Annotated in this window: 11 protein-coding genes; 4 read left to right on the forward strand and 7 right to left on the reverse strand. The window is 36.2% G+C overall.

All coding sequences use genetic code 11. The features are described from left to right. Position 1: 1 nt before the first annotated feature. A complete protein-coding gene (locus M947_RS18140; protein ID WP_021287525.1) occupies positions 2-1,186 on the reverse strand; it encodes a peptidoglycan DD-metalloendopeptidase family protein in 1,185 nt (394 codons plus the stop codon). Between the two features lie 96 nt (positions 1,187-1,282). On the opposite strand from M947_RS18140, the gene M947_RS18145 reads away from it, so the two are divergent. From M947_RS18145 to M947_RS23240, 3 genes are read left to right on the forward strand one after another with little or no spacing between them, the layout of a single operon-like run. Beyond that, on the forward strand, positions 1,283-2,056 hold the full coding sequence (locus M947_RS18145) for a plasminogen-binding N-terminal domain-containing protein (RefSeq protein WP_021287526.1): 774 nt from the start codon (positions 1,283-1,285) through the stop codon (positions 2,054-2,056). Further along, on the forward strand, positions 2,053-3,438 hold the full coding sequence (locus tag M947_RS18150) for an FAD-linked oxidase C-terminal domain-containing protein (protein WP_021287527.1): 1,386 nt from the start codon (positions 2,053-2,055) through the stop codon (positions 3,436-3,438). The genes M947_RS18145 and M947_RS18150 overlap by 4 nt, the downstream gene beginning before the upstream one ends. A 9-nt stretch (positions 3,439-3,447) precedes the next feature. Further along, on the forward strand, positions 3,448-4,341 hold the full coding sequence (locus tag M947_RS23240; protein WP_021287528.1) for a YihY family inner membrane protein: 894 nt from the start codon (positions 3,448-3,450) through the stop codon (positions 4,339-4,341). On the opposite strand, the gene M947_RS18155 is transcribed toward M947_RS23240, so the two are convergent. From M947_RS18155 to M947_RS18175, 5 genes are all read right to left on the reverse strand, one after another. Further along, positions 4,228-5,490, reverse strand: a complete 1,263-nt coding sequence (locus M947_RS18155) for a ComEC/Rec2 family competence protein (RefSeq protein ID WP_021287529.1) — start codon at positions 5,488-5,490, stop codon at positions 4,228-4,230. The two genes, M947_RS23240 and M947_RS18155, sit on opposite strands and share 114 nt — an antisense overlap. 1 nt (position 5,491) lies before the next feature. Next, positions 5,492-6,934, reverse strand: coding sequence for a replicative DNA helicase (locus M947_RS18160; RefSeq protein ID WP_021287530.1), 1,443 nt, complete (start codon positions 6,932-6,934; stop codon positions 5,492-5,494). Beyond that, positions 6,934-7,995, reverse strand: coding sequence for a flavodoxin-dependent (E)-4-hydroxy-3-methylbut-2-enyl-diphosphate synthase (gene ispG, locus M947_RS18165; protein WP_021287531.1), 1,062 nt, complete (start codon positions 7,993-7,995; stop codon positions 6,934-6,936). The genes M947_RS18160 and ispG overlap by 1 nt, the downstream gene beginning before the upstream one ends. A 101-nt stretch (positions 7,996-8,096) precedes the next feature. After that, a complete protein-coding gene (locus M947_RS18170) occupies positions 8,097-10,061 on the reverse strand; it encodes a TonB-dependent receptor (RefSeq protein ID WP_021287532.1) in 1,965 nt (654 codons plus the stop codon). A gap of 207 nt (positions 10,062-10,268) precedes the next feature. Further along, positions 10,269-11,267: an agmatine deiminase family protein gene (locus M947_RS18175; RefSeq protein ID WP_021287533.1), complete on the reverse strand. Its 999-nt coding sequence runs from the start codon at positions 11,265-11,267 to the stop codon at positions 10,269-10,271. Positions 11,268-11,283: 16 nt separating this feature from the next. Here M947_RS18175 and M947_RS18180 point away from each other — a divergent pair, with 16 nt between their 5' ends. Then, the gene (locus M947_RS18180; RefSeq protein WP_021287534.1) at positions 11,284-12,285 is read left to right on the forward strand and encodes an alanine racemase; all 1,002 of its coding nucleotides are present in this window, start codon (positions 11,284-11,286) and stop codon (positions 12,283-12,285) included. Positions 12,286-12,370: 85 nt separating this feature from the next. On the opposite strand, the gene M947_RS18185 is transcribed toward M947_RS18180, so the two are convergent. Further along, complete coding sequence (locus M947_RS18185) at positions 12,371-12,892, reverse strand: NlpC/P60 family protein (protein ID WP_021287535.1); 522 nt, start codon at positions 12,890-12,892, stop codon at positions 12,371-12,373.

Below are 12,892 nucleotides of genomic sequence, written 5' to 3' on the forward strand. Positions count from 1 at the left end.
TTTAAACACAAGAGCCACCATTGTTAAAGTAGCAAACGCTCTCTTTTTTTGCAGGTTTTTCATACTTAGTTCGGTTATTAAGGTGTAAATTTATACTTTGATCATAATTCTCTTTGAGCTTAACAAAAGCATTATACTCTTTGCCTTTTAGCTTTTTAGTTGTCACTTGAACTACATTTAGAGGGTTTATAGCACGACCATATTTTCTAAGTTCAAAGTGAAGATGAGGACCTGTTGAGCGACCAGTAGTTCCCACATATCCTATAGTATGTCCTTTTTTTACATACTTACCTCTATATATACCTCTGCGAAATGATTTTAGATGTGCATATCTAGTCTCATATCCATCGCTATGGCGGATTTTTATAAGATTTCCATAGCTTCCAAGTCTAGATGCATGGACTATAGTTCCACTTCCAGCAGCGATTATGGGAGTGCCACGCCTTGCCGCATAGTCTATTCCTAAATGAGCTTTCCACTTTTTTAAAATAGGATGAAATCTCCTCTTTGTAAAGTAAGAAGAGATTCGAGCACCTTTTACTGGACGAGCGAGTAAAAAGCCCTCAACCTCATGACCTTTTGCATCATAATATCTCTCATCGTCATTAAGATAGATAAAGTTCTTTTTTTTTCGCATCTCTATCATTGCAGACTTTAGTATTGGCATAGAAAAAGGGCGACCTAAGCGATATTTTTGATCATAAATCATTACTAAAGTATCACCTTTTCTTAGGTCTCGTTTAAAGTTTAGTGAGTTTTTGAAGTTTGATACAAAGATTTGAGCTAATTTTTTTGAGCCTGTTTCTTTGATGATATCATAGTATGGAGAGTTGTTTATAGTGAGTGTAAAAGACTCTGTTCTTGTCTGGCTTATAACAGGAATGGCTTCAAAATTGTACTCGCCATTGTGTCTATATATGTGGACTTGTAGCTCATCATTTAAAGGAAGCAGGACTTGTTCTATTTCTCCTCTATCATCTCTTAGTATTTGGCAATGAACGCCCGCTCTCATCTCCTCTGTTAGCTCTTGATCGTCCTTGTCAAGTGCGTAATAGAGCTTATAGGTTGGAAGGTTATGCTTTTGTAGAAAAATCAAGTAAGTTTCATCTTTTACCCACCTAAAGCGCTCTACTTGAGCACTAAAGAGTGTAGATGTTAGTAGGAGAAGTAAAAAAAATCGTATCATAAAGTTATAACCTATAAAAAATATTTTGTAACCTTATCAAAAATTGGCTTAGTTAAGATATAATCACTCTATTATTATTTGAAAAAAAGAGAGTTTATGAAGTATATATTTTTAGCTATGTTGTTAGTTTTACAAACTTTTGCGGGAGTTGTAAAGTCGCCGATAGTGAGTGTTGATGAGAAAAATTCACAAGCAACAATAGAGATAGATAAGATAGATGTAGGGATAAGTGGATTTATATCTCACAAGCTTTCAGATGAGCAAGAGATTATACTCAAAAGTATTGTGGTTAGCTCCTATGATAAAGACTCAAAGATAGCTACTTTAGAGATGTCTCCTTTTGATGCTCTAAGAAACAATGCACTTCCAAATGGAAAGTGGAGTGTAAGTGTTGGAGATGAAGCTATTTTGGCCTTTGGTTATACAAGAGGACTTCTTATAGCACCTAATGAAGAGATATATCATAGGATAACTAGAAGTGTAAAAGATTTACAATGGGTTCATTCTGACCTTTTTGCAACTACTCTCTCTTTTATTGGGCATCCAACACCACTAAGAGAAGATTTTAAAAAATTCTCTATAGCAACTTCTGTAGGGTTGGTTTTTATATATTTAGATGAAAAACTCTTTACTGTAGATGCAAGGAGCTTTAAAATCCTAAACATTACAGATGCAGCTCTTAAGCAAGAAGAGACACAGCTTCCTTTTTATACAAGAATACAAGAGATAGATGCAGCATGGTGGGGAGAGGGGAGTAATAAACTAAACTCTTATGAACCTCATTATTACGAGCTTTTAAACAAAGCAAACCCAGATAACAAAGAGCTAGCAAACTTGATAAAAAACTATAAAGCAAAGGTCTTAAAATGATTGATAAAAAACACTTAGAATACCTTACTGGTATTGTCACAGATGAAAATATCTATAGTGATAAAGCACACCTTATAGCATACTCTTATGATGCCACGAGAGAACATTTTGAGCCTGATGCTGTTATATTTCCAAGAGATGAAAATGATATAAGTGCTATTTTAAAATACTGCAATGAGCATAAAATCATTATAGTTCCTCGTGGAGCGGGTAGTGGTTTTACTGGTGGAGCACTTCCAAGTAGTGGTGGTATCGTGTTGGCTATGGAAAAACATATGAATAAAATCTTAGAGATAGATATGAAAAATATGGTTGCCATTGTTCAACCCGGCGTTATAAATATGGACTTGCAAAAAGCAGTGGAAGAGGTGGGTCTTTTTTATCCGCCAGATCCAGCAAGCCAAGATTACTCTAGTATCGGAGGAAATGTAAGTGAAAATGCTGGTGGTATGAGAGCTGCAAAGTATGGTATTACAAAAGACTATGTGATGGCAACTCGTGCAGTTTTGCCAAATGGCGATATTATTAAAGCTGGAAAGAGGACCATCAAAGATGTAGCAGGTTACAACATAAGTGGGATTTTAATTGCATCTGAGGGAACACTTGCTGTGCTTAGTGAGATAACTCTTAGACTTATCCCAAAACCAAAGTTAACTAAGACTGCGATGGGAATATTTCCAACTGTAAGAGATGCAATGGAAGCTGTTTATAAAACAATGGCAAGTGGGATTACCCCTGTTGCGATGGAGTTTTTAGATAACTTAACTATTAGAGCTGTGGAGCAGACTTTTAAAAAAGGACTTCCTGTTGATGCTGGTGCACTCTTGGTGAGTGATGTTGATGGAAATTTAGAAGAGGATTTAAACTATCAACTTGCACAAGTTGAGAAAGTTTTTCGTGAAAATGGTTGTAGTGAGTTTAGAGTTGCAAAAGATAAGACAGAAGCTGCTGATATCTGGTTTGCACGAAGAAACGCCTCTCCATCACTTAGTGTCTATGGAAGTAAAAAACTAAACGAAGATGTGACTGTTCCTCGTTCAGCTCTGCCTGAACTTCTTGAGAGGTTTTATGCCATAGCTGACAAATACCAAGTAAATATACCTTGTTTTGGTCATACTGGAGATGGAAATGTACACACAAATGTAATGGTTGATGGAAGTGATCCTAAGCAAGTTGAAATTGCTTACAAAGCTATCGAAGAAGTCTTTGCTGCGACTATTGACTTAGGAGGAACTCTAAGTGGGGAGCATGGCATCGGACTTGCAAAAGCACCTTACATGAAGATGGCTTTTAGCGATGAGGAGATGAATCTCTTTAAGTCTATAAAAAAGGCATTTGATCCTAACAATATTTTAAACCCTGCTAAGATGGGTCTAAATTAAAGATCTTTGATGTTTGATGGCAAAATAACTCTTAAATATATCTACGTACATATAAAATTTTTTATAAGCACTTTTGTAGATAAGGAGTTAACTCTTTTTGCTGCATCTCTTAGCTACTATACTATTTTTACTATTATCCCGCTTCTACTTATAATGCTCACTCTTTTGACATCATTGCCTAGTTTTGAGGAGTATTATGAGACTATAAAAGTTTTTATATTTTCAAACCTAATGCCAGTTAATTCTGAAGCTGTTATGGGGCATATCGATGGTTTTTTAAAAAATTCTGCAAAGATGGGAGTCATAGGGCTTATTATGGTTTTAGTTGCATCACTGCTTTTTTTTAAAAACTTTGAGTACATTGCAAACAAAATCTTTCATGCAAAACCTAGAACTCTTTGGGAGTCGGTCACGACCTACTGGACAATGCTTACTCTCACACCCATAGCTCTAGGCGCATCTTTTTATATCACTGCACAACTTGCTATCATGATAGACTCAAACACTTATACTTCAGGCATAAACATCTTACCCTTTATCCCATATATTATCATCTGGGCTCTGTTTTTTCTTATCTTTCAAATAGGTGCAAACACTAAGATAAACCCCAAGGCTTCACTTATTAGCTCTTTTATTATAGCTATGGTTTTTAACATCTCTAAAAATATCTTTATAGAGTATGTTTTTTATAACAAAGCCTACACTACGATGTATGGCTCTTTTGCTATTATGATGTTTCTGTTTTTATGGATCTATATCTCATGGATAATCTTTATCTACGGACTTAAACTATGTTATATGATAGATCGCGTATATAAAAAAAGAGAGGCTAACAAAGAGAGTAAGCCAAACAAATCTCTTACTATAGATGCTAACAAGAGAGATAAAAGCATAGATAATTAGCCAAATATAGCCGATCTCTACACTTTGCCCATGCTCTCCTAGAGAGATTAAACTCTCTAAAACTGTATCAAAAAGACCCCCGAACCCCACAAGATGCAAAACAATACTAAGCGGATAGAAGATAGTAAAGAGTGAAGTCCATACTATAGAGAGTGGATGGTAGATGCTAAAGTTTGAAAAGATGACTAAAGAGAGGGGTAGCATCGTGATATAGACAAAGATAGGCACTAAGAGAAATTGCCAAACTTTGTGTATATGTTTAAAGTGGATAAGAAAGAGAAATATATAAAAAACTCCAGATATAGAGAGCCAAAACCCAAGCGAGAAAAAGAGTCTAGGAAATAGTGCCAATATAAGTATGATGGTAAGTAGAAGTGTCTGCATGGAGATGATTTTTATGCCTCTGTCATAAAGAACAAAACCAACAACTAGCATAACAAAGGCGCGAAGCAGAGATGCTGGAGAGTCTAAAAAATTTAGATAAAGTAAAAGCACAAAAGCTACAAAGATAAAGATATCTGTCTTAGAGTTTCTATAAGGAAAGTATCTATTATGAGCAAAGTTATATATGGGTTTTACTAAAAAAAAGAGTATGGCACTAAGAACACCTAAGTGAAAACCACTGATGGCCAAGAGATGCGAGACACCAAGGTTTGAAAAAATCTTTACTAGCGAGTAATTGAGTGGAGTTGCACTAAAGAGGGCTTGATAGATATTTGCAATGTCAGGATTTTGATGCTCTGATGCAACACTAGTATTAAGTTTTTGCTTTTGTGTCTCTTCTTTGTAGATGGTTCTAACTTTTGAGTAGGCATAAAAAGTAGTAAGATAGTCATAAAAAGATACCTTTTTTGGATAAATCTCAAGTGTGAGCCTCTGGTGCAAAACATCCTCAAAACTCTTTTTTGCTCCTGTATAAAAAACAAGAGAGTCAGCTGTTTTAAGTTTGAGTACTTGATATGTTCTAGAATTTTTGGTCTTTTCATACTGTTTTAAAACGGTCGCATCTACGATAAAAGAGTCAAAGCGAGTAAGTTTTTTATAGTTTTGATACTCTATAAGAAGAGAGTAACTAAGAACAAATAGAGCCAAAGTTAAAAAAAAGAGAGGCTCTTTATGTTTAAAAAGCTCAACTCTCTCTAGTACCATCTTAGAGTGTTGGCATCTCTATATTATCACCAACATTTATATTGGCAGACTTTGTATCTATATGTTCATAAGTCGTGATGATGGCTTTTGGTTGTGCATCTATAAAACGAGTGAGCTTTTTTTGAAAAACAAGCTTTACATGCCCAGTTGGACCATTTCTTTGTTTGCCGATGATAATCTCGGCATCTTCTTCCTCTTTTTCAACGTACTGTGAAGTAAACTCTTTACCATCAGCCTTTGCGGCTTTTTCTCTCTCTTTTTCTTCTTTGTAGAGATAAACATCATCACGATAAACAAAGAGAATAATGTCAGCATCTTGCTCAATCGAACCAGACTCACGGATATCACTTAGCATCGGTCGCTTGTCATTTCTGGCTTCAAGTCCACGGTTTAGTTGTGAGAGTGCGACTATGGGCATATTTAACTCACGAGCTAGCATCTTTAGTCCACGAGAGATTTCGGAGACTTGTAGGTGTCTATCTTGATTGCCTACTCCTTGCATAATTTGAAGATAGTCAATAACAGCTATCTCAATCTCAGGATGTTGATTTTTGAGTTTTCTAAGCTTTGAGCGAAGTTGATTTATGTTGATACTGCCTTGATCATCAACAAAGAGTTTAGCCGAGTTCATTTTGTCAATGGCACTGAGCAAAGATCTGTTTTGATCATCAGTTACATCCCCAACGCGAAGCTTTTGAAGAGGAATAGAGGTCTGAATAGAGAGTAGTCTTAGCATCAACTGCTCAGCTGGCATCTCAAGCGAGAAAAAAGCTACACCTTTTGACTGTATGATAAGCGAATTTACTGTGTTTAGTATAAAAGAAGTTTTTCCCATCGCAGGTCTTGCTGCAATGATAACTAAGTCACCTTTTCCAAAACCTGTAGTCATTTTGTTAAGTTCATGAAAACCAGTATCAACGCCAACGAGTACATTGTCTCCGCGAGCTTTCATCTCGTTTATGTACTCCATGGTGTCATGTGTCATCTGTGGAGAGTCTTTAAAGTCACTTGTTTGGTTGTCTTGGGTTATATCATATAGCTTTTTCTCTACTATATCTACAACTTCAGCAGACGGCAATTCCTCTTCTACTGTGACTCTTTTTATCTCAGTAGTAAGAGTTAATAGATGGCGTTTTAGCGATTTGTCCTTTATCTCATCTACATAGGCTTTTGTATTTGAGATAGGGTTGGCTGAAAGAATTTCAAGCATAACTTGCTCATCAAACTTTTTGATTTTAATGAGCTCTTTTTTGATAAACTCCTCATCTATAGGCTGATCTTTTTGAAGCAAGTTTAACATTGATGAGAAGATATCTTGGTGAGCAGGAAGGTAAAAATCCTCTTTTTTAAGTGCAACGCTTAGATCATCAAACTGTTGTGGCTCAAAAACGATAGAGCTAAGTATAGAGCGTTCAAAGGCTAAGTTGTATAGGTTGTCTTGCACTACTTTGACTCCTCTGCCATCTTCTCAACTTCACTTACAAATCTATCTACAAGTTCACACTCATTTAAGTTTGCAACAACTTCACCTTTTACCATGATAAGTCCTTTTCCTTTTCCATAAGCGATAGCTACATCTGCATGAGCGGCTTCTCCTATGGCGTTTACCACACAACCCATAACTGAGACATTTAGTGCAGCTTTTATATGTGCGGTTCTCTTTTCTATCTCAGATACTGCTGATACTAAGTCTGCTTCTATGCGTCCGCATGTTGGACATGAGATGATATTTAGTCCATCTGGCATTGCTCCGCTGTCTTTTAAGATGGCACGAGCTACATTAATCTCTTCTTCTAGCTCGCCTGTGATGGAGACTCGCATAGTATCACCTATGCCATCAAGCAAAAGCGCACCTAGACCAATAGAGCTTTTTACAGTAGCGTGAAAGAGAGTTCCCGCCTCTGTAACTCCTAGATGAAAAGGATAGTTATTTTTTGGGCGAAGCATTCTGTAAGCTGCCACGGTTCTTTGGACATCACTCGCTTTTAGGGAAACTTTTATATCAGAGAAGCCCAAATCTTCTAAGTATTTTATGTTGTATTGTGCTGATGCCACCATTCCCTCAGAAGTCTGTCCATACTTGTTTAAAAACTCTTTTTCTAGTGAGCCTGCATTTACGCCTATGCGAATAGGAATACCTCTAGCCTGACAAGCTTTTACAACTTCGGCAACTCTCGCCTTTGAACCAATGTTGCCGGGATTTATACGAATGCAGTCTACAACTTCTGCGGCAATAAGTGCTAGTTTATAGTTAAAGTGAATATCTGCAACAAGAGGCAATTCAATCTGCTCTTTGATGGATTTTAGAGCTAGGGCATCTTCCATATCTGGGACTGCACAACGAACAATATCGCAACCTGCAAAATGAAGCCTTTTTATCTGCTCTACTGTGCTTGCTACATCTGAAGTTTTTGAATATGTCATAGATTGAGTAGATATTGGTGCATCTGCGCCTACTGCTACATTTCCTACGAAAATCTGTTTAGTTTTTACTCTATTTATCATAAAATGATTTTATCTTCTTTGGCATAAAAACAATCTAAAGAGGTGTGAGAAACCTTGCATCTCCATGAAGATGCAAGGTAGGAGAAATTAGAAAAAAGGTTTTAGAACTTGAAATTTAAGTTTGTATAAATATATCTTCCTGGCTCATTTAAAAGCATAGTATCTACGCCGGCAGTAAGAAGTGTCAAGTCTGTGTATGTATTACTTTTTGCATAAGCTTTATCTAGTAAGTTATTTACTCCTAAAGTAAAGTTAAAGTTCTTGTTTACAGCGTGTTTTATTTTTAGATTTAATACTGCCCAAGAACCTAGCTCTTGTTCGCCATTTTCTTCATCATAGTCACTCCACTTATCAGAAGCTTGTACCTCAATTTTAGCTATACTATTGCTCATATACTCATAATTAAGTGCAAGGCTTCCTCTAAGGGGTGCCATATCTGCTAAGTCTTTGTCAGTCTGCCCTGCAAGAGCATCATCTTTTTTACCCCTTTTATATGAAGCTCCCATATCTATAGTAATATCATCAGTAGCGTAGTAAGAAGCACTAAGCTCACCTCCATAAACTGTTGCATCTATGTTTTGAAAGTTGCTAGATGGTAGATCTTTTTGAAAGTAGATATAGTCTTCTAACATTGAGTAAAAGCCTTTGATTTTTAGTCTAAAAGAACTATTGTCAATCTCATATCCTAAATCAACTTCTGTGTTTGTAGTTTGATCTAGATCTTGATTTCCGCTTCCAGCTATATAAAGCTCTCTAGCATCTGGAACACGGGAAGCTTGACCAACACCTAAGAATATCTTGTTCTCTTTGTTAAGATTGTATGTTGTCATCAAGTTAGCACCAAAAGAAGTATAATCATTTGATTTCATAGTAACATCATCTGGGTCAATATCCGTAGAATCAAATCTAGCCCCAAGACTAAATCCAAAAGATCCATAATTTTTATCTAATTTTGCAAAAATAGCACTATTTTTCGTCTCTGTATGAGTTAAGCTTACTGAGTGTGCTCCTTCAACACCAGTTGCAGTATCTGTTCCAAATTTTTCACCCTCCCAGGTTCTTTTGCTTCCATCTAGTCCAATCAAGAGTTTAAAAGAGTTTATATCAAAGTCGTTTTTGAGCTTTATACCTTGCATAGTCGTTTTAAGCTGATTTGTCATATACATCATAGCACCATTGTTTCTGTACTTTGTATCCATGGGATGGTCAACATCTGAGTAGTAGTATTGTAAATTTACATTTTTATATATATCTGTGATATTTTTAATATCATAAGCTACACTATATATGTTTGAATAATCATATGCAGCATCCATTTTTGAGTTTCCATAAAGAACATCATCACTTTTGTTTTTTGTAGCACTTAAGCGAAGTTCTTGATTATCTGTTACAGTTACAAATGCTTTAGCCATAATGCTTTTTTTCTTGTATGCTGGCATATCTTCATATGTTGGTTGAAACTGATTATCAGTTGGTGCATTTTTTTCAATTTGTCCAGCTATAGTATCACCATTTCCATCTTTGTATTGGTCACTTTGTTCACTGCTCCCGCTAACTAAAACGCGGACTATGTCATTACCACCGCTTACAGTAGCTCCAATCTTTCTGTAGTTCCAGCTGCCATAGCCAAAGTCAACTGAGCCATGAAGATCTTTTGTTGGTTTTTTTGTTTTTATCTTTATACCACCACTTAGTGTCCCAAAGTTCTCAACATCATAAGGTCCTTCTATAACTTCTACAGAGTCTATTTGACTCGTGATAATGTGTGAGATTGGTGGGTCCATTCTGTTTGGACATGCACCGAAAACTTTTGTCCCATCAACATCTACAGAGATATTATCTCTTTTTTGTCCGCGGATAAAAACATCATTTGCGATACCGCTACGGCGGCTCATATCTATACTTGGTACACTCTCACTCAATGCCTCAGCTAAATCTGCTGAGACTTGAGCATTTTGACTAACTTCTGTGATAAGAGTTGACTCTACACTGATGGGTTCTAGTTGAACCTCGTTTGCCATAAGAGATGCTATGGTTATGAGAGATAGAGGGATAATCTTTTTCATATAATTTTCCTTAAATATTAAAGTTAGTTGATAATATAAAAATAGTGTTAATATAGTGTTAAGTTGTTAATAATTTGTTGTTAAAATTTCGCCATGAGTAAAATTGAAAAAGTAAAAAGAGTAGTTTTAATAGCTTTAGGATTTGCCTTGGCAACCTACCTCATTATGAGTGGGATGGCGATGCTAGAGCAAGCAGAAAAAGCCTCTTTAGCCGTTGATACCAACTCCACGAGCGAAGTTCATGGTGACGCAGTGAAGTGAGCCGTGTTGCTTTATAAGAGCTCGGCAGTCAACTCCGACAACCTCTCTATCTTCAAACGTGTTTCTAAAAATCTCTAACGCCTCTCTGTCTTGTTTAACCCCATAAGTAGGAACTATAACAGCCCCATTTGCAAATAAAAAATTTGCATAAGTAGCAGGAAGTCTCTCTTTGTTAAAATATACAGCCTCACTCATAGGAAGTGCTATAAGTTTAAAGTTATAAAGTTTTGCAAAATTTTTTAACTCATCTTCCATAAGTTTTAGCTCGCTAAAATGTTCATCGTTTATATCTTCACACTTTACGTACATAATGCTATCTCTGCTTATAAAACGAGCTAATGTATCTATGTGAGAGTCCGTATCATCGCCTGCTAAGTAGCCATGATTTAGGTATAAAATCAGAGATGTGCCAAAAAACTCATTTAGTTTTTGTGTGATTTGCTCTTTACTTAGATGTGGATTGCGATTTTTGTTTAGCATACAAGCTGAGGTAGTAAGGATAGTGCCATCACCACTGCTCTCAACTGCACCACCCTCAAGAACAAAGTCTATAGTCTCAAGTTTTGTATCATAAACCTTAGAAATACTTTTACTCATAAGGTTGTCTTTTTGTGAGTCAAACTTACCACCCCAAGCATTAAATGTAAAGTCTAGAAGTTTAATCTCTTTGTTATCAACTACAGTTAGAGCCGAGCAGTCTCTAGCCCAAGTGTCGTTGGTCTCATACTCAACAAAAAAGAGTCTTGAGTGATCTATGAAATGTTTTTTAACCTCTTGTATATTGTGACAAACTATAAGAACACTTTGGTACTCTCTAATGGCGTTTATGATGTTTATAAAACATACCTCGGCTTCTTCTAGGTAGGGTGACCAGTCGCTGTTTTTATGTGGAAATATTATTTGTGTAAAACTTTGCTCCTTAAACTCTGCTATTAGGCTTTTCATAGTGTATAATTCCCTTATGGCTTATATAATTTTAAATAGAGATAATTTTTTTAACAATCTTGACATTATCTCAAAGCAAACCAAAAGCAAAGATAAAATAGCAATAGTTTTAAAAGATAACGCTTATGGACATGGGCTCTTTGAGATGGCAGAGATGTCAAAAGAGTATGGTATCAAAAAAGCAGTTGTGCGAAGTTGTGATGATGCAAAAAAGATAGAAGATTTTTTTGACTATATCTTAGTTCTAGGCGAAATTCCAAGCTCTGCTAGTAAAAAAGTAAGATACACCATCAACTCCCTTGAATCCATCGGTAATTTTCCAAAAAGAACCTTGGTTGAGTTAAAAGTAGATAGTGGAATGCATAGAAATGGAGTCTTAGAGAGCGAGCTTCGTGAAGCCTTCGTTAGAATAAAAAAAGCTGGACTTATCTTAGAAGGTGTCTTTACCCATCACAGAGCTGCCGATGAGTTAACAAGTGAGTGGTTTTGGCAAAATGAGAACTTTAAAAGAGTAAAAGAAGAAGCAAAAGCCTTAGCAGATGAGTTTGGGCTAAGTGAACTTAGATTTCATTCTGCAAACTCAGCATCTCTTTTTAGATGTGAGAATTTTGATGAGGATATGGCAAGAGTTGGCATCGCATCTTATGGCTGTTTAGAAGGAAATGACGAGTTAAAACCAGTACTAAGTCTATATGCCAAAAAAATCTCAACAAGAGAGCTTAAAAAATCCCAAAGAGTAGGTTATGGTGGAAAATTTATAGCAGAGAAAGATAGTATAGTCTCAAACTATGACTTTGGTTATGGTGATGGTTTTTTAAGATGTGCATCTAACAGATATATAGCTCCAAACGGCGAGAGACAAGTTGGAACTATCTCTATGGATAACAGCTCATTTATAGCACAAGCAGGTGAGATTTTAATCTTTAAAGATGCTAGAGTTGTTGCAAAACAGGCTGATACTATTAGCTATGAAGTACTTACATCTCTAAAGAGCTATATAAAAAGAGAGATAGTTTAGGTAAATCTTCACTAGAGCTACTTCGCTCTAGTTCCAATGCTCCACGTGGGAGCCAGAGAAAGTTCGAGGTTCCGAGCGGCGATTTTTAGGGTAAAATCCTTCTTGTTTGCCAATATTTGTCCCTCCAGTAAGGATTGTTTAGGCTTGAGATGCTAACTCCTCTTTTGGTTGAAGTGTGGATAAATTTATCTTTTTCTATAATAATTCCAGCGTGTCTATCTTTAAATCCAGTCTTAAAAAATACCAAATCCCCCTCCCTTACAGAAGCTCTACCTACAAGATAACCTTTTTTGGCTTGATCTTTTGTAGTTCGTGGCAAGTCAATGTTAAAGGCACCTTTGTATATGTTTTGTACAAGTGAGGAGCAATCAAGTCCACTACTATCAAAACCTCCATACTCATAAGGAGTTCTATACCACTTCTTATACTCTTCATATAGAGCTGTGGTTATCCAGTTTTTTTGGCTTGGTTTATACTCTGGGATTACTTTTTTTACGATTGTTAAATTTAGAGATTTTGAGGTTTTTGGGGCTTTATAGAGTTGTTTCGCAGAGCACCCGCTAAGTAGGAAAATAGATAAAACTACAAAGAGTAGACACTTTGCCAT

The organism is Sulfurimonas hongkongensis (genome assembly GCF_000445475.1).
Classification (GTDB): domain Bacteria; phylum Campylobacterota; class Campylobacteria; order Campylobacterales; family Sulfurimonadaceae; genus Sulfurimonas; species Sulfurimonas hongkongensis.